This is a genomic window from Sphingorhabdus sp., assembly GCF_044338195.1.
Classification (GTDB): Bacteria; Pseudomonadota; Alphaproteobacteria; order Sphingomonadales; family Sphingomonadaceae; genus Sphingorhabdus_B.
The window spans coordinates 1-18,464 of sequence record NZ_JBIIMC010000008.1 but is presented as its reverse complement, the minus strand read 5'-3'; the positions used below and the strand labels follow the sequence as shown (position 1 = coordinate 18,464).

General features: G+C 55.9%; 16 protein-coding genes. 10 read left to right on the top strand and 6 right to left on the bottom strand.

Going from position 1 to position 18,464, the window contains the following annotated elements:
- Positions 1-23 precede the first annotated feature (23 nt).
- From pstA to ACIQZK_RS03735, 5 genes are all read right to left on the bottom strand, one after another.
- Positions 24-1,289, bottom strand: coding sequence for a phosphate ABC transporter permease PstA (pstA, locus tag ACIQZK_RS03755; RefSeq protein WP_397574973.1), 1,266 nt, complete (start codon positions 1,287-1,289; stop codon positions 24-26).
- Positions 1,282-2,670, bottom strand: coding sequence for a phosphate ABC transporter permease subunit PstC (gene pstC / locus ACIQZK_RS03750; protein WP_397574972.1), 1,389 nt, complete (start codon positions 2,668-2,670; stop codon positions 1,282-1,284). The genes pstA and pstC overlap by 8 nt, the downstream gene beginning before the upstream one ends.
- Positions 2,671-2,796: 126 nt before the next feature.
- Positions 2,797-3,849, bottom strand: coding sequence for a substrate-binding domain-containing protein (locus tag ACIQZK_RS03745; protein WP_395635972.1), 1,053 nt, complete (start codon positions 3,847-3,849; stop codon positions 2,797-2,799).
- Positions 3,850-3,956: 107 nt separating this feature from the next.
- Positions 3,957-5,198, bottom strand: a complete 1,242-nt coding sequence (locus tag ACIQZK_RS03740; RefSeq protein ID WP_397574971.1) for an ATP-binding protein — start codon at positions 5,196-5,198, stop codon at positions 3,957-3,959.
- Positions 5,199-5,324: 126 nt separating this feature from the next.
- Entirely contained in the window at positions 5,325-5,996 is a 672-nt protein-coding gene (locus tag ACIQZK_RS03735) for an HAD hydrolase-like protein (RefSeq protein ID WP_397574970.1), read from the bottom strand.
- Between the two features lie 61 nt (positions 5,997-6,057).
- Here ACIQZK_RS03735 and glmU point away from each other — a divergent pair, with 61 nt between their 5' ends.
- From glmU to ACIQZK_RS03695, 8 genes are all read left to right on the top strand, one after another.
- On the top strand, positions 6,058-7,401 hold the full coding sequence (gene glmU / locus ACIQZK_RS03730; protein WP_397574969.1) for a bifunctional UDP-N-acetylglucosamine diphosphorylase/glucosamine-1-phosphate N-acetyltransferase GlmU: 1,344 nt from the start codon (positions 6,058-6,060) through the stop codon (positions 7,399-7,401).
- An 82-nt stretch (positions 7,402-7,483) separates the two neighbouring features.
- Positions 7,484-7,756, top strand: a complete 273-nt coding sequence (locus ACIQZK_RS03725) for a ribbon-helix-helix protein, CopG family (protein WP_397574968.1) — start codon at positions 7,484-7,486, stop codon at positions 7,754-7,756.
- Complete coding sequence (locus ACIQZK_RS03720; protein ID WP_397574967.1) at positions 7,753-8,136, top strand: type II toxin-antitoxin system VapC family toxin; 384 nt, start codon at positions 7,753-7,755, stop codon at positions 8,134-8,136. Before ACIQZK_RS03725 ends, ACIQZK_RS03720 begins: the two co-directional genes overlap by 4 nt.
- Complete coding sequence (glmS, locus tag ACIQZK_RS03715) at positions 8,137-9,960, top strand: glutamine--fructose-6-phosphate transaminase (isomerizing) (protein ID WP_397574966.1); 1,824 nt, start codon at positions 8,137-8,139, stop codon at positions 9,958-9,960.
- A 313-nt stretch (positions 9,961-10,273) separates the two neighbouring features.
- Positions 10,274-11,461, top strand: a complete 1,188-nt coding sequence (locus ACIQZK_RS03710) for an aspartate aminotransferase family protein (RefSeq protein WP_397574965.1) — start codon at positions 10,274-10,276, stop codon at positions 11,459-11,461.
- Positions 11,458-12,384: an ornithine carbamoyltransferase gene (gene argF, locus ACIQZK_RS03705; RefSeq protein WP_397574964.1), complete on the top strand. Its 927-nt coding sequence runs from the start codon at positions 11,458-11,460 to the stop codon at positions 12,382-12,384. The genes ACIQZK_RS03710 and argF overlap by 4 nt, the downstream gene beginning before the upstream one ends.
- On the top strand, positions 12,384-13,304 hold the full coding sequence (locus tag ACIQZK_RS03700) for an Hsp33 family molecular chaperone HslO (protein ID WP_397574963.1): 921 nt from the start codon (positions 12,384-12,386) through the stop codon (positions 13,302-13,304). Before argF ends, ACIQZK_RS03700 begins: the two co-directional genes overlap by 1 nt.
- 136 nt (positions 13,305-13,440) lie before the next feature.
- On the top strand, positions 13,441-13,848 hold the full coding sequence (locus ACIQZK_RS03695) for a DUF3617 domain-containing protein (protein WP_397574962.1): 408 nt from the start codon (positions 13,441-13,443) through the stop codon (positions 13,846-13,848).
- Positions 13,849-13,995: 147 nt separating this feature from the next.
- On the opposite strand, the gene ACIQZK_RS03690 is transcribed toward ACIQZK_RS03695, so the two are convergent.
- The gene (locus tag ACIQZK_RS03690) at positions 13,996-15,180 is read right to left on the bottom strand and encodes an acyl-CoA dehydrogenase (RefSeq protein WP_397574961.1); all 1,185 of its coding nucleotides are present in this window, start codon (positions 15,178-15,180) and stop codon (positions 13,996-13,998) included.
- 108 nt (positions 15,181-15,288) lie between these two features.
- On the opposite strand from ACIQZK_RS03690, the gene ACIQZK_RS03685 reads away from it, so the two are divergent.
- Together ACIQZK_RS03685 and ACIQZK_RS03680 are read left to right on the top strand one after the other, a co-directional pair.
- Positions 15,289-16,779 (top strand): aldehyde dehydrogenase family protein, encoded by a 1,491-nt coding sequence (locus ACIQZK_RS03685; protein ID WP_397574960.1) that lies wholly within the window; start codon positions 15,289-15,291, stop codon positions 16,777-16,779.
- Positions 16,780-16,797: 18 nt separating this feature from the next.
- Positions 16,798-18,252 carry a carotenoid oxygenase family protein gene (locus ACIQZK_RS03680; RefSeq protein WP_397574959.1) on the top strand — a complete coding sequence of 485 codons (1,455 nt, stop codon included), beginning with the start codon at positions 16,798-16,800 and terminating at the stop codon, positions 18,250-18,252.
- Positions 18,253-18,464 lie beyond the last annotated feature (212 nt).

The following is an 18,464-nucleotide window of genomic DNA, read 5'->3' as shown; positions in this document are numbered from 1 at the left end:
TTAACGTCCTTTTTGTTCATAAATCACCACCGCGTTTCAAAACGGTTGCGAAGATAAATGGCCAACGCGTTCATTCCCAACAGGAATATCAGCAACACAATGATTGCTGCACTGGTTTTTTCGACAAAGCCCTGATTGACTTCATCCGACCACAGGTAAATTTGCACCGGCAATGCCGTTGCAGCGTCTGTAAAGCCTTCTGGCGCCGCGGGAATGAAGGCGCGCATGCCGATCATCAGCAGTGGCGCCGTTTCCCCAAGGGCACGTGCCATACCGATGATGGTGCCCGTTAGGATACCGGGGAGGGCAAGCGGCAGTACATGGTGGAAAACGACTTGGACCGGTGACGCGCCGATACCTAATGCCGCTTCGCGGATCGACGGCGGCACGGATTTGACGGCGTTGCGGCCGGCAATGACGATGACGGGCATTGTCATCAGCGCGAGTGTTAACCCGCCCACCAATGCGGATGATCGCGGCATGCCGAAAATGGAGAGAAACACCGCGAGCCCCAAAAGACCAAAGATGATCGACGGAACAGCGGCGAGGTTGTTGATGGACACTTCAATCATGTCCGTCAGTCTGTTTTTCGGCGCATATTCTTCCAAATATAATGCTGCGAGGACGCCGACGGGAAAGGCGAGCAACAGGGTAATCGCCATCGTCATCAGCGACCCCTTGAACGCGGCCCAAATGCCAACCGCAGATGGGTCTGTCGCATCTGCACCCGTTAGGAATGTCCAGTTAAAGCCCGTGCGCAAAGCATCCTTTTCAGAGAGCGCAGCAACCGTCTTTTCCGCTGCTGGCTCGCCTTGGCGTTTGAATGCCACGTCCAATCGGGAATCCGCTGGCAACCAAAGCGTTTGTTTGGACGTCACCAATTCTGGATTGTCTATCAACATCTGCCGCACATTTGCTGCCGCGGCGGATGTCAGTAGGCTGTCGCCCAAGCCAGCATATTGTTGCCCAACAGCCAATTCGACGAGGCCGGGAATGTCCATCGAATTCAAGGCCGCATCGGCATTTGGACCAGTGACTGACGCAGCAGTCGCGCCAGAGGTGAGTGCCGGAAAATCAAACTCCACCGCGAGTTCTGTGCGCTGAAAGCCACGCAGGCCTTGGCCAAGCATGGTGAACAACAGAAACGCAAGGAAAAGCGTCGATAGCGCGACCGCAATAAAGCCCATCGCTTTAAAGCGGCGCTCAGCCGCATAACGGCTGGCAATACGCTTTTGCATGATCGGCCCGTTCCAGTCGGTCGGGCTTGGGTCGATGACGGCTTTATTCATATGCTTCCCGATATTTTTTGACCACGCGCAGCGCGGCATAGTTGAGGAAGAATGTTGTTACGAACAATGTGAGGCCAAGCGCGAACGCGGCAAGCGTGTGCGGGCTGCCAAAATCCTGATCGCCCGTCAAAAGCGCGACGATCTGAACGGTAATGGTGGTGATCGTGTCAAACGGATTTGCAGTCAGGTTCGCGGTGTAGCCTGCGGCCATCACCACAATCATGGTTTCGCCAATCGCGCGGCTGACGGCGAGCAATATGCCCCCGACCACGCCCGGAAGTGCGGCGGGCAACAGCACTTTTTTAATCGTTTCGCTCTTGGTCGCACCCATGGCCAGACTGCCATCGCGCATCGCGCTGGGAACTGCGGCAATGCTGTCATCCGACATGGACGATACCAATGGAATAATCATCACGCCCATGACGATACCCGCGGCAAGCGCGTTATCAGATGCTGCGTTGCTAACACCCAGCATGACCGCAAAGTCACGCACGGCGGGCGCCACGGTTAAGGCCGCAAAATAGCCATATACCACGGTGGGCACGCCAGCGAGGATTTCCAGAATCGGCTTCATCCACTTACGGACAGTGAAGGATGCATATTGCGTCAGGAAGATGGCGCTCATCAGACCCAGCGGGATCGCAACGATCATCGCGATAATCGCGCCAATGAAAATCGTGCCCCAGAATAATGGTATGGCGCCATAGCCATTATCCGCGCCCGGCGTGATAACCGATTTTGGGTTCCAGTCGGTTCCGAACAGGAACTCAACTGGCGACACCATTGAGAAGAAGCGCCAAGTCTCGAATATCAGCGATGCAAATATACCAAGCGTGGTGATGATGGCGATCAGCGATGCGACAAGCAGCCCGAACATAATGACGCGTTCGACTTTACTGCGCGCGCGAAAGTCCGGTTTCAGACGGGTAAATGCAAAAGCGCAGCCAGCGAACAACAACAACAATGTCGCGGCGACGCCGAGCCACTTATAATATGACAAAGCGCCTTTGTATAAAGGAACAAGCTTGTCGCTCATGTCCTGAAATGCGGTTGCTTGAAAACCCTGCGCTATGGCGCGTGCTTCAGACAATATGGCTGCGCGGGCAAAGGTGTCTTGTGGCAATTCAGCGGCGATCGGTGCCGACAGCACCATATTGGTGACCAGCGATGGCGAAAGCGACTGCCAAATGACCATGAACATCAGCGCAGGCGCAACGGCACAAATCGCAACAAACCAACCGTGATAATAAGGCAGGCTGTTCACAGTTCCGCGCGGGCCGCCCTTTGCCTTGCGGACGAAACCCGACGCGCGGGCACGCCCAACGATCCAGCCAATGAGGCCGAGACCAAGGACAAGGAAGAGCAAAGCCGTTCCGGTCATAAACTTAACATTGCTCCCATGGACCAAAATTGGCCGAAAACCGACGAAAAACAACCCAAAATAACAATGGGCCCGGATCAAATAGAGATTCGATCCAGGCCCATAGACGCGATGATTGTTGCAGTTTTATTTCAAATCTGCGCCCGTCATGGGATTGAGGCTGTTTGCAGCTTCGTTTGCCGCTTTATAGTCTGCTTCAGTCGATGCAATCATGCCCAATTTGGTCAGATATCCGCCAACTGCGCCACCCTTAAGAAACTCGACAATAAATTCCTTAATGCCAGGAATTTTACCGATGTGGGCTTTCTTGACATAGATGAACATCTTGCGCGCACCGGGGTAGCTACCGTCCGAAATCGTCGCGACTGTCGGGTTGACGCCGTTCATCACGATGCCGTGTACCTTGGATGCATTTTCTTCCATGTAGCTGTAGCCAAAGATGCCAACCATGTTGGGGTTGGAATCGAGCTTCTGCACGATCAGGTTGTCGTTTTCGCCTTGCTCCTTGAAAGCGCCATCGGTGCGGATTTCGGTGCAAATTGCTTTATACTTGTCTTCGTCGGTGTCCTTCAACGCCTTGGTTGCCGCGTCGGATTTGCAACCGGCTTCCATGATCAGCTCATGGAATGAATCGCGTGTGCCGGATGTCGTTGGCGGGCCATATACCGAGATTGGCAATTTAGGCAGCGACGGGTTTACGTCCGACCAAAGCTTTGCAGTCTGTGGCTTACCAAACGGGTTGGCTGCGAGTGCCTTGTAGACATCAGCGGTCGACAATTCGAACTTGGTGCCCTTGTTTGACTGTGCAAGCGCCAGACCGTCAATGCCAACCTGAACTTCGATAATGTCCTTAACGCCATTCTTCTGGCAATTTTCGAATTCGCTCTTCTTCATGCGACGTGAAGCATTTGCGATGTCTGGTGTCTCTGCGCCAACGCCTTTGCAGAATTGTTCAATTCCGCCGCCGGTTCCGGTCGATTCCAGAACAGGTGATTTGCGTGAAGGATCGGCTTTAGCGAACGCTTCAGATGCGGCCTTTGCGAATGGAAATACCGTCGATGAACCCACAATGCGGATTTCCTGACGCGAGCCGCCAGCGGCCCCACCCGTGCTTGCCTGGTCATTACATGCCGCAAGCGCGAGCGCGCTGATGGCAACAAGTGAAATTTTCTTAATCATAACTGTTGTCCCCATAGTGGATTCGGCACAGATCGAACTGCGCTCCCGGGTCCATTAGACGCCGCAGATGGCTGATAAATGACTCTTGTGTTACACTATTGTGACGGTCATGCCGGTGAAACGGGAAGCAGAATCGATACCGTGGTGCCTTTTCCCACAGTGCTGCGGATTTCCAGATGGCCGCGGTGCCGGTCCACAATATGTTTCACCAGGCTAAGCCCCAGACCCGTGCCGCCAACCAGCCGACTGCGCCCCGAATCGACGCGATAAAAACGTTCCGTCAGCCGCGGTAAATGTTCGGGCGCAATTCCGTCGCCTTCATCCGCAACTGCGAAGTTCAGCATGGCGCCAGATCGCGATGAAATAAGCGAGACCAGAACTGGAGTACCGTCTTTTCCATATTTCATGGCGTTGTTCAGAATATTATTGGCAAGCTGCCGCAATTGGCCCGCGTCGCCAATCACTGCAGGTAAATCCGCGGTGATGTCGAGAGAAATGTCTGCGCCGCGGTCCTTTTGACTATTGCGAAGCTGGTCTACGGTTTCCAGCACGATTTGGGCAAAATCGACGGGCGTTTGCGGCGGATCATATTTTTCGGCTTCAATGCGGCTAAGCGACATAAGGTCGCGCACCAGCGCCTGCATGCGATCGGTTTCTGTCGCCATGATGCCCAAGAATCGACTGCGCGTGGCTGGGTCTTCGCCAGCAGCGGGATCGTCCAATGTTTCGATGAACCCTTTAACTGCAGCGAGCGGCGTCAACAGTTCGTGGCTGGCATTGGCAACGAAATCAACGCGCATCTTTTCGGCGGCTTGTGTGCCACTGCGGTCGGCCAAATGGACAATCTTCTGTCCGGGTCCCATCATCTGGATACGCATTTCCCACAACTGGTTTTTCTGACCGATGCCTGTTAACTTTATGGGGTGGCCGCTGTGCTGGGCATCCGGATCAGACAGCCGCTCAATTGCACCGGCATGCCGAAATGCCATTCGGACATTCTGACCAACAATATTGCTACCTAATAAGCGCAACGCGACCACATTCGCAGCCGTTACGCGTGCGTTTTCCACCATCAATATCGCATCGGTTGATGCATCGATGAACGCCTGCAACTGGGGGTGCGATGTGATTGAGGCAGCATCGATCGCTGGCGGTTCGTCTGACCGCGGCGTATCGATAACGGCTTCATCCTGGTCATGCCCTTCGGCCACGACGAACAAAGCAATCAGCATGGATACCAACACAATTAGGATACGTTCGGCGACGCCAATCATTTGCCCTGCAAAAACGGCGCCAACAAAAGCAAGGCCAAAGGCAAAGATTACGCGGGGAGAAAACCAACTGTTCAATTTATTAACCCGTCCATGTCAGCCTGATCGGCGGCAGTCCCTTGTGCGCTATTACCGGTTACATTGTCCCACATATAGACGCAGTTTTTGCGTGCAAGCATCGCCGATCAAATAACGGACATTTGATCAGGAGAGGTTTCGCAAAGCCGCGATCAGATCATCAAAATGGTCAATGATGGCATCTGCGCCCATATCCTCCACTGGCCCGTGCAGGAAACCAAAGCTCACGGCCACACTCGGGACATCGGCATTTTTCGCGGCCATGATGTCGTAGATGGAATCGCCAATATAGGCCGCACGTCCGCCGCCGCATCTTTTGACCATTTCAAAGATCGGCGCGCCGGATGGTTTGGCATTTTCCTTGCCCAACGTGTCCGCGCCCAAAATGCAGCCCATGCGATGTGCAAGGTTCAGGTCGTTCAGCAGCTTGACCGCCAGGCTCTCAAACTTGTTGGTCACTACGGCATAACGGACGCCCATCGCGTCCAATTCATCCAGCAATTTCAGCGCACCGTCAAAAGGCCGACTGTGGACCGACACATTGGCTTCATAATAAGCCAACATCTGGCGATAGAGCGGTTTGAAATCGCCATCGGGAACGCCGCCTGTTGCCTCCAACCCCTGTTGCAACATCAGCTTTGCCCCGCCGCCGATATGTTGCTTGACCGTTTCGGCCAAAAGCGCGGGTCTGCCGACGCTGGTGAGGACATGGTTGACCGCGGCAGTCAGGTCGCCGCTGGTATCCACTAACGTGCCGTCAAGGTCGAAGCCGATGATGTCGAAAGGAATTTTTGTCATATCGCTCCCAAATGGCTGCAAGTTCTGGAAACCGCAACAATTTGCTGGCATGACACTGCACATGACTGAATTAGCTGCCATCATCCTTGCCGCGGGCAAGGGCACTCGCATGAAATCCGACTTGCACAAGGTCCTGCATCCTATCGCCAGCCGGCCAATGCTGATGCACCTGATGGCGTCGGTTGATGCCTTAAGTCCTGCCAAAAAAATTGTGGTGGTCGGCAGTGGCAAGGAACAGCTTGAAGCCGCCTTGGCCGGGTCCGCAGAATTGGCGGTGCAAGAACCGCAACATGGAACAGGCCATGCCGTGCAGCAGGCGCAAGGCGCGCTGGCTGGCTTTGATGGCGATGTCCTCATTCTCTACGGCGATGTTCCGTTCGTGCCGACGGCAACAATGCAGGCGATGGTCGAAAGACTGAACGCCGCCGACGCGCCTGCCGTGGTTGTATTGGCGTTCGAGCCGGAGAATCCAACGGGCTATGGACGTGTGATTGTCGAAGATGGCCGCATCGTTAAAATGGTCGAACAGAAGGACGCAACCGAAGCTGAAAAGGCGGTGAAGCTGTCCAATTCCGGCCTGATGGCGGTCAAGTCACGCGATCTGTTCGGCTTGCTCGACCGCGTGACGGACGACAATGCGCAGAAGGAATATTATCTCACCGACATCGTTAACATTGCGAACGCCGATGGCCGTGTTTGCGTTGCAGTCACCACGGATCCCTTTGATGTTGCAGGCATCAACAGCCGCGCACAATTGGCCGAGATGGAGGCCGAATGGCAAAAGCGCCGCCGCGTGCAGGCGATGGATGACGGGGCGACGCTGATCGCGCCGGACACTGTCTGGTTCGCATGGGACACGCAAATTGGCCGCGATGTGCTGATTGAACCTAATGTCTTTTTTGGTCCCGGCGTGCGCATCGCTGATAACGTCAAAATTCGCGCGAACAGCCATATTGAAGGCGCGCAGATCGCCAGCGGTTGTGAAGTCGGCCCATTTGCGCGGTTGCGGCCCGGAACGGTGCTGGAAGAAAAAGCCAAGATCGGCAATTTCGTCGAAACCAAGAAAGCGCATCTTGGCAAGGGTGCGAAGGCCAATCATCTCACTTACCTTGGCGATGCGACCATCGGTGCAGGCGCAAATATCGGCGCGGGCACGATTACCTGCAATTATGACGGCTATTTCAAATATCAGACGGTGATTGGCGAAGGCGCTTTCATCGGCTCTAACAGCGCCCTCATCGCGCCAGTCAAAATCGGCCGCGATGCGATTGTCGCGGCAGGCAGCGCCGTATCACGCGACGTCGCCGACGGTGAACTCCGCATGGTCCGCGCTGAGCAACTGGTAAAGCCAGGCTGGGCGGACCGTTTTCACGATGCGATGCGGAAGAAGAAGGAGGGGAAGTGAGCGATGCTTGACGTCAAAGGGCAAGTGCCCAAATTCCTTATCATTGCATTGACATGATATCATGATATGATATCAATATATCATGACTCGTATCCTCGCCGATCTGCCTGATGAAGACATCAAATGGCTCGACCAACTTGCTGCCGAGCAGGGCAAGTCCCGCGCGGCGGTTTTGCGCGAGGCGGTGGAGGCATATCGCGCTGAAAGTCACAAAGAGGGCTTCGAGAAATATTTTGGTCTTTGGGAGCGGCATGGCTCGACGGTCGATGGCCTAGAGTATGAGCGGCAGTTGCGCGATGAATGGCCGGACGTCAGCGACGTTGCTCCGGCCAAAAAGAAACGCAGTGCTGCGTGAGCGAGCGCTTTTTCGACACCAATATTGTTATCGACATGTTGCATAACCGGCCTGCAGCGTGGGCAGAGGTGCGCAACATCGCGCGTGCTTGGATAAGTCGGATGACTTGGATTGAGGTTATGTCCGGTGTTCCTGATGATGCCGCGATCGAGACGGAGGAATTTTTGCGTCTCTTCGCCATGAGCGAGATTGACGAAGAAATTGCGCGACGTGCGGCGGCGCTTCGGCACCAGCGTAAGTCACTGAAATCGCCTGACGCGATCATCCTGGCTTCGGCGCAGGTGACAGGGCGCATACTCGTTACACGAAATACAAAGGATTTTCCGGCAGAAATGCCGGGAATAAGGGTCCCCTACAAAGCAGATTGGGAAACAAAATAAATGTGCGGAATTATCGGAATTGTTGGCAAATCTGCTGTTTCGGACCGGCTGGTCGATGGACTGAAGCGGATGGAGTATCGGGGTTATGACTCTGCCGGTGTGTGCACCGTGCATGATGGTCAGCTCGTGCGTCGCCGTGCAGAGGGCAAGCTTGCGAACCTCGTCAATGTTCTGAAAACCGACGATGCGGCTGGCAACATTGGCATCGCACACACGCGCTGGGCCACCCACGGCGCGCCAACCACCAGCAATGCACATCCCCATGCGACCGGCGAAGTCGCGCTCGTGCACAATGGTATCATCGAAAATTTCAAGCAGTTGCGGGATGAACTTATCGCCTGCGGACGGACATTTGAAAGCGAAACCGATACCGAGGTTGTTGCGCATCTGGTGTCTGAACAGGTTGAGGCTGGCCATGCACCTGCTGAGGCTGTGAAGGCCGTTCTGCCGCGCCTGCGCGGTGCCTTTGCACTTGCGATTGCGTTTCGCGCATTTCCGGATTTTCTGATTGGCGCCCGCCTCGGTAGCCCACTTGTTGTTGGTTATGGTGACGGCGAAACCTATTTGGGGTCTGATGCGTTGGCGCTCGCGCCGCTGACACAGAAAATTGCTTATTTGGAAGAGGGCGACTGGGTTGTCGTCGCCCGAGATGGCGCGCAGATTTTCGATAAGGACAATAATCCTGTCACGCGCGAAGTAACCACCAGCGGCGTGTCCGCGGCGCAGATCGAAAAGGGCAATTACCGCCATTATATGCAGAAAGAGATTTTTGAGCAGCCCACAGTGGTCGCCCAAACGCTCTCCAGCTATATCCGCCCCGTTGAACAGACCGTTGCCCTGCCGCAAATGGATTTCGATCTTGCTGGCGTGAAGCGCATTACCATCGTTGCCTGCGGCACATCCTATTACGCTGGCATGGTCGCCAAATATTGGTTCGAAACATTTGCCCGTGTCCCCGTCGACATCGATGTCGCATCCGAATTCCGGTACCGTGATCCGGTGTTGGAAGAAGGCGGTCTCGCGCTCTTTATCTCCCAATCGGGTGAGACGGCAGATACGCTGGCCGCGCTGCGCCACTGCAAGGAAAACGGCCAGACCATCGCGGTCGTGGTCAATGTGCCGACCTCTTCAATGGCGCGTGAGGCGGACCTGTTGTTGCCAACACATGCCGGCCCCGAAATCGGCGTTGCTTCAACCAAGGCCTTCACCTGCCAGTTGGCCGTGCTCGCCGCACTCGCCGCGCATCTTGCGCTCGTCAAAGGCAAGCTGACTGCAGAAGAAGAAAGCGAGATTGTGCGCCATCTGATCGAAGCGCCCGCTGCCTTGAACGCCGCTTTGGCGCATGACGAAGACATTGCGGCAATGGCGCACCTCATCGCGCCGGCGCGTGACGTGCTCTACCTTGGCCGTGGCCCTGATTATCCATTGGCGATGGAAGGTGCCCTCAAGCTCAAGGAAATCAGCTACATCCATGCCGAAGGCTACGCGTCTGGCGAAATGAAGCATGGCCCAATCGCGCTGATCGACGAAGCCGTGCCCGTTATCGTGCTCGCACCAAGCGGCCCGCTGTTCGAAAAGACCGTGAGTAACATGCAGGAAGTGCGCGCGCGGGGCGGGAAGGTCGTGCTGATTTCCGACGCCGAAGGCATAGCCGAAGCGGGCGAGGGCTGCCTCGCCACTATCGAAATGCCAAGCGTCCACCCGCTTATCGCGCCATTGGTATATGCGGTGCCCGTCCAGTTGCTCGCTTATCATGTGGCGTGTGCGAAAGGCACGGATGTCGACCAACCCCGCAATTTGGCAAAGTCTGTTACAGTGGAGTGATGATGCGCGAGCAGATGCTATGGGGGCGGGCATGAGCGCTGGCAAAATCATCCTGATTGTCGTTTTATTATTGGTGGCGGTGCATCTGCTGTTGTTCGGTTACCTTAAGCGACGGATTGCAGCCGCGAAACGCGACAAGGGGCTATAGTCGCTGCGCCTTAATGCGCCGATAGCAGGGGTGATACAGCAGCGGCCGGACGGGTTGATTTGCCATATTTGCAAGCTTATAGCGGTAGGGCAAAACAAGCGGTCCCGTGGGGCCGCTTTTTGGCTTTTGGAATATGCCAAGCATTTTGTTGGAAGGAAATATACCATGTCGATCACGCCTTTGATGCCCGTCTATCCGCGTTGCGGTTTCCGACCGGTGCGCGGCGAGGGCGCTTGGTTGATTTCCGAAGACGGCAGCCGCGCGCTCGATTTCGCAGCGGGCATCGCTGTGAACTTGCTTGGGCATGGCCACCCGCATTTGACCAAAGCCATTCAGGATCAGGCGGCAACGCTGATCCACGTGTCGAACCTGTATGGCAGCCCGCAGGGTGAGGCATTTGCCCAGCGGCTGGTCGATACGACTTTTGCGGACACCGTGTTTTTCACAAACTCAGGCGCCGAAGCTGTCGAGTGCGCGATCAAGACTGCGCGCGCGTACCACCAGAGCCAAGGCAGCGACCGCTTTGAAATCATCACCTTCAAAAATGCCTTTCATGGCCGCACGATGGCGACGATTTCTGCCAGCAATCAGGAAAAGATGCACAAAGGCTTTCTGCCTTTGCTCGAAGGTTTCAAATATGTCGACTTCGACGATTTGGAAGGCGCCAAGGCTGCATTAGGGCCCAAGACCGCGGCCTTCCTTGTGGAGCCCATTCAAGGGGAGGGCGGTGTTCGCCCTGCGTCTGACGCCTTTATGAAGGGCCTGCGCGCGCTGGCCGACGAACATGGCATCATGCTCATCCTCGACGAAGTCCAGTGCGGTGTTGCGCGTTCGGGGACGTTATATGCCTATGAACAATATGGCATCACGCCCGACATTATGGCGACGGCAAAGGGCTTGGGCGGCGGCTTCCCCGTGGGTGCGTGCTTGGCGACCGAAGAGGCAGCCCGCGGCATGGTCGTCGGGACGCACGGCTCGACGTACGGCGGCAACCCATTTGCGATGGCGGCATGCCAAGCGGTGTGGGATGTCGTGGCGAATGACGAATTCCTAGAAAATGTGCGCGCGACGGGCGATAAAGTGCGCACCTCACTTGAACAGTTTATTGGTAACTATCCCGACCTGTTTACCGGCGTGCGCGGCAAGGGCTTGATGCTTGGCGTGATGATGACCCACGAAACGCGCGCGTTCGTTGCGCATTTGCGGGACAATCATGGGCTGCTGTTGGTTGCCGCTGGTGACAACACCTTCCGCGTGCTGCCGCCGTTGAACATTACCGATACTGAAATCCAAATTTTCATGGAAAAGCTCTCGGCTGGCGCGGCAAGTTACCAGATACCGCAGGCGGCATGACCCGTCATTTCCTCAATCTGGCGGATGCGGGCGGCGATGCGATTGCTGCCATGCTCAACGACGCCATTGACCGCAAAGCCGCACGACAAGGCTGGCCAAAGGGTAAGGCAGATGCGGATGCGCCCTTGGCCGGGCATACGCTGGCGATGGTGTTCGAAAAAAATTCGACACGTACGCGAACGTCGTTTGAAATGGCGATGAAGCAACTGGGCGGCGACAGCATTTTTATGGCGTCTGGCCAAATGCAGCTGGGGCGTGGGGAATCAATCGCCGATACCGCCCGCGTTTTGTCGCGCTATGTTGATGCCATCATGATCCGGACCGATGACCATGCTAAGGTGGAAGAGCTCGCGCATCACGCCAGCGTGCCTGTGATCAACGGACTGACCGATTTGTCGCACCCCTGCCAGATTGTCGCTGACCTGTTGACGATAACCGAGCATAATAAGGCCTTGCCCGGGCTGGAGCTTGCGTGGCTGGGCGATGGTAACAATGTGCTCAACTCCATCGTCGAGGCTGCGGGACTGTTTAAATTCAACGTGCGGATTGCCGTGCCGCAGGGTTATGAAAGCGACGATAGCTTTATCGAAAGCGCGCGCGCCGCGGGTGCGAACGTTACGCTCACGCGCGACGCTGCCGAAGCGGTAAGCGGCGCAGACGTGATTGTCACCGATACCTGGGTGTCGATGGGACAAGAGCACGCCCATAACAAAATAGCCGCGATGATGCCTTATCAGGTGAATGAGCAGCTTATGGCTATGGCGAAGGCCGATGCCAAATTTTTGCACTGTCTGCCTGCGCACCGTGGTGAGGAAGTCACCGACGCCGTGATCGATGGACCGCAGTCGGTCATCTGGGATGAGGCCGAAAACCGGCTACACGCGCAAAAATCAATCTTACGCTGGTGTTTTGGCCAAATTTAATGGCTGGGCAGTCCGAAACTTTTTGTAATCAGCCTTTGCGCTTTTCCATTCCGACCCGTGACGCACGCGGACGGTTGGTGCGCCTCGACGAGGTGCTGGCTGAAATATTGGCCGCGCATGCGTATCCGCCGATCATTGAGAAAACCCTCGCAGAAGCACTTGTGCTCACGGCATTGCTGGGCGCTTCGCTGAAGGAAAAGGGCAGCCAGCTGACATTGCAGACGCAAACCGAAACGGGTGCCATTCGTTTGATGGCCTGCGATTATAAGGACGGTGCATTGCGCGGATATGCGCAGTTTGATCCAGCGACTGTCGCTGCGCTGCCGGACGATGCCACATTATTTGGCATCTTCGGCAAAGGCTATCTTGCCATCACGTTCGACCGGATGAAGCCAGCGGTTGAGGGCGGTGGCCGGTATCAAGGTATCGTGCCGCTTGAGGGCGATACGCTGGCCGATGCCGCCGCGAACTATTTCGTGCAGTCTGAACAAATTCCGACACTCATTCGCGTCGCGGTCGACCATGTGAACGGCCGCTGTGTGGCGGGCGGGCTGCTCGTCCAGCATCTACCGGAAGGCGAAGAAGGCCGCGAGCGCCTGCATGTCCGGCTTGACCATCCTGAATGGGAGCATGTGGAAATCATTGCCTCCACGATCGCGCGCGCCGAACTTGCCGATCCATCATTGCCACTGGAAGAAATTGTCTGGCGCTTGTTCCATGAAGAACAAGAAGTGCGCATTGAACAAGGCGACCCGCTGTCCAAGGGCTGTCGTTGCGACCCCGTGCATATTCGCGATGTCATCGCAAAATTTCCCGCAGAAGACCGCGCGGAGATGGCCGATGATGCCGGTGATATCGTTGTTGATTGCGAGTTCTGCTCGCGCCGCTTTCCGGTGAGTTTGGCAAGTTTCAATAACTGATCGAAATGCTTTGACCAATCCGGTCACGCATCGTTCACCGCCCACATTCTATCATGCGAAACGCCGCATTTTGTGATATGTCTCGGCAATAATCGGGCCATTTCAACGAAAATGGCTGGTTTCTGGATTAATACTTATGACATTAAAACACGCCCAATTTTGCCTGGCTGGTACCATTTTACTGTCGCTGACGTCAGCTTCAGTTGCGTTTACGCCAGCAAATGATCTGTCATTATTGAACACGCTGGAACGCGGGCAATGGACTTTGCGGGCCGCCGGGGCCGAGGCACCATTGACAAAAATATGCCTTGGAAACCCAGAGGTGCTAACCCAAATCCAGCATTCAGGTGTAGCCTGTGAGCGGTACGTTGTCCGTTCAGCCGTGAATTCGGTGACGGTCAGCTACACCTGCAAAGGTCAGGGACAAGGTCTGACGACCATCCGCAAGGAATCCAACCGGATCATCCACATTCAGTCGCAGGGCATTCGCAATAATGCACCTTTTTCGTTTTCGGTCGAAGGCCGAAGGACTGGCCCTTGCTAGGCCAATCGTCGACGCGGCGTTCATGAAATATTTACCATCTTCGCGTTAAAAGGATGCGTGTCTTTCAGGAGATACGCTTTCCTCCCTAGTTGGCTGCAAAGCCATAACTGGGCCGCCCCGCTGTACAGCTTGGCGGCCCAATTTTTATCAGAACGCGGCGATGCCCGTGATGGCGCGCCCCAGGATCAAGGCATGGACATCATGCGCACCTTCGTAGGTGTTGACCGTTTCGAGGTTCGCCATGTGGCGCATGACTTGATATTCCTCGCTGATACCATTGCCGCCATGCATATCGCGCGCGGCGCGGGCGATATCGAGCGCTTTGCCGACATTGTTGCGCTTCACGATTGAAATCATGTCGGGTGCCAACTGGCCTTCGTCCATAAGCCGTCCGACGCGCAACGATGCCTGAAGCCCAAGCGCGATGTCGGTCATCATATCGGCCAGTTTCTTTTGATAGAGCTGATTAGCGGCCAGCGGCTTGCCAAATTGATGGCGATCAAGGCCATATTGGCGCGCGGCATGCATGCAGAATTCTGCTGCCCCCAATGCGCCCCAGCTGATGCCGTATCGGGCACGGTTGAGGCATCCAAACGGACCCTTCAGGCCTTGCACGTCTGGTAAAAGCGCGTCCTCACCAACCTCGACATTGTCCATCATGATCATGCCAGTGGTTGATGCGCGCAGCGACAGCTTGCCTTGAATTTTTGGCGCCGAAAGGCCTTTCATGCCCTTTTCCAGCACAAAGCCGCGAATGCCGCCGCCATGCGCTTCTGATTTTGCCCAGACGACAAAGACGTCGGCAAAGGGTGCGTTGGAAATCCACGTTTTCGAACCGTTGATGACATATCCGCCATCAACCTTTTTGGCGAAGGTACGCATGCCCGCTGGATCGGACCCGGCGTCCGGCTCGGTCAATCCAAAGCAACCGATGAGCGTTCCTGCCGCAAGCCCGGGCAGATATTTGCGACGCTGCTCTTCGGAACCATATGCATAGATCGGGTGCATCACGAGCGACGATTGAACCGACGCCATCGAACGGTAGCCGGAATCGACGCGCTCAATCTCTCGCGCAATCAAGCCATAGGCGACGTAAGACGCGCCAACGCCGCCATATTCTTCCGGAATCGTTGCACCCAGCAAACCCGTTTGGCCCATCAGCGGAAACAATTCGGGCGCATCAATTTCGGTCCGGTAAGCCTCAATCACGCGTGGCTGCAATTCGCTTTGCGCAAAGGCATGTGCGGAATCGCGGATCATGCGTTCATCTTCGGTAAGCTGCGCATCCAGACGGAAAGGGTCGGACCAATCAAATGCTGCCAATTCGGCCATAAGGTTTCTCCAATGTTGCATGGGTCGCTAAACTTTTTGTGTGCTGCGGGCAAGCTGGCAAAATGTCTGTAACCCGTCTATTCGGCAGCAATCAAATAGGAGATAGCGGTGAAGCTGGAAGCAGATGTAGAGACGATATTGAAAAACCTCGGAACCCAAAGTTCGGGGGATATGGCGTCATACTCGCCCGTCGATGGCAGCAATATCGGATCGGTATCAACCGCCTCTGCCTCGGATATGGATGCGGCGTGCACAAAAGCCACCGATGCGTTTCACAGTTGGCGCGCCGTCCCCGCGCCGCGTCGTGGAGAGCTTGTTCGCCTTTTCGGCAATGCCTTACGCGAAGATAAGGAAAATCTGGCGCGCCTTGTTACCATCGAATGTGGGAAGCCGTTGTCCGAAGGCCTCGGCGAAGTGCAGGAGATGATCGACATTTGCGACTTCGCGGTCGGCTTATCGCGCCAGCTTCATGGCCTCACCATCGCCAGCGAACGTCCCGGCCACCGTATGATGGAACAATGGCATCCCTTGGGGCCGGTTCTGGTCATTTCTGCGTTCAATTTCCCAGTCGCCGTCTGGGCATGGAATGCGGCGCTGGCACTTGTCTGCGGTAATAGCGTAATCTGGAAACCGTCCGAAAAAACCCCGCTGACCGCGGTGGCCGTTCAAGCCATTTTTGAACGTGCGGTGACCGCATTTGGCGATGCTCCAGCGCATGTATCACAAGTGGTGCACGGCGGACGTGACGTTGGCGCGGCTTTGGTCGCGGACCCGCGCATTGCGCTCATCTCTGCCACCGGCAGCACGGAAATGGGCCGCAAAGTCGGACAGGTTGCAGCATCGCGCTTTGCCAAGATGATATTGGAGCTTGGAGGCAATAACGCCGCGATCATCAGCGACAAGGCTGACCTTGCATTGGCATTACGCGGCGTGCTGTTCTCGGCGTTCGGCACCAGCGGGCAACGCTGCACGAGCCTACGACGCGTCTTTGTGCATGATGCGATCTATGACAATTTTGTGGAAGCATTGAAGGCCGCCAGCACATCGATGGCGGTTGGCGACCCGCTAGATGGCGGCAACCTTGCAGGCCCCCTTGTTGACGAAGCGGCATATGACGGCATGCAGCGCGCCCTCGATGAAGCACGCGCGCTTGGCGCAAATATCACGGGCGGTGAACGGATGGACTTGGACGGTGTCTATGTCCGGCCCGCGCTTGTCGAGATGCCCGCGCACAACGGCCCGGCATTGCGCGAAACCTTTGCGCCGATACTCTACATCTTCCGCTATCATGATTTGGCGCACGCCATCGCGCTTCAAAACAGTGTCGGCGCGGGGCTTTCGTCCTCAATATTCTCGACCGACATCCGCGAGTGCGAACGGTTCCTGTCGGCGGAAGGTAGCGACTGCGGCATCGCCAATGTCAATATCGGCACATCGGGCGCTGAAATCGGTGGGGCATTTGGCGGCGAAAAGGAAACGGGCGGTGGTCGTGAATCCGGTTCGGACGCATGGAAAGCCTATATGCGCCGGGCGACCAACACGATTAACTATTCGAATGAACTGCCGCTTGCGCAAGGGGTGACTTTCGACCTAGGTTAACGCCTGAGGAGAGCGAAAATGCGTGTCGATAGATTGCCACCGGTGAAAGCGACGCTGCAGCCGAGCAACCACCCCTATCTCAATGGCGCGTGGACGCCGCAGCATGAAGAGGTCACCGCGACGGACCTTGAGGTTATCGAAGGCAGCATTCCGGACGACATTGACGGCGTCTATTTGCGCAACACCGAAAACCAAGTCCATCAGCCGCTAGGGCGTTATCATCCCTTTGATGGCGACGGCATGATCCACCAGATTGATTTTTCGGGTGGTAAGGCAAGCTACCGCAACCGTTTTGTGCGCACCCGCTGTTTTCAGGCGGAGCAGGATGCCGGCGGTTCGCTGTGGGGCGGGTTGATGGACAAGGTGGGCGTGTCGAAACGCCCCGGCTTTGGCGCGCATGGCAGCCTTAAGGATTCATCAAGCACCGACATCATCGTGCATGCCGGCAAGGCCGTGTCCACTTTCTACCAGTGCGGGGAAGGCTATGTGCTCGACCCCGAAACGCTGGAGCAGGAGGGCGTTGCGTCCTGGGTGCCGCTTGACGGCATTTCGGCGCATCCCAAGGTTGATGAACGCACGGGCGAGTTGCTGTTTTTCAACTACTCCAAACATGCGCCTTATATGCATTATGGTGTGGTCGACCGCAGCGGAAAGCTGGCGCATTATGTGCCCATCCCGCTTCCCGGGCCGCGTTTGCCGCATGACATGATGTTCACCGAAAATTGGTCAATATTGTGCGACTTCCCGCTGTTTTGGGACGAGGAGCTGTTGAAGCGCGATGTCCATGTGACGCGGCTGCACGAAGGGCTGCCATCGCGTTTCGCGCTCATTCCACGTTATGGCCAGCCTGAAGATATCCGCTGGTTTGAAGCGGCCCCGACCTTTGTCCTGCACTTCATCAATGCCTATGAGGAAGGGGACGAGGTCATCCTCGACGGCTATTTCGAAGAAGACCCTTATCCGCCACCGATCGAAAATGCCGATGGCTATGGGCATATGATGGCCTATGTCGACGAACATAGTTTCAAGCCCAAGCTGCACCGTTGGCGTTTCAATTTGAAGGACGGCACCACATGCGAAGAGCGTTTGGATGACCGGATTTTAGAGTTCGGGATGATGAACCAGCGTTATTTGGGGCTGCCCTATCGTTATGCCTATAGCACGACGGCAAAGCCAGGCTGGTTCCTATTCACAGGCTTCGTCAAACATGATTTGGTCACGGGCGAGTCTTGGGAAGTCCAGCTCCCCGATGGCCGTTATGCCAGCGAAGCGCCCTTCGCCCCGCGGGTGGGCGCCACAGACGAAGACGATGGGTATCTTGTCAGCTTTGTGACCGACGAAAATCGTGGAACGTCGGAATGCATCCTCATCGACTGCAAACGCTTTGATGATGGGCCGGTGTGCAGAATCGCGCTGCCACATAAGATCAGCAGCGGAACCCACGCGCATTGGGCGGACCGAACGGTCCTGTGACATCTGCATATTGCGCAGCCATGAAACCCTAGGAATTCGGTACCTTTTCCCGGTCTTGCTTGGTCGCCAAGTAAACAGTACTAATATTTAATATTAGAAAAAGCTGTTGCTGCGTTTTGACGGCGCAATCCGATTGCCGCACCAGCTTTTAGTCTGACATAGGGCCGCGATAACGAAAATTGGTGGATAATATGAAGAGCACAGCACGGGCG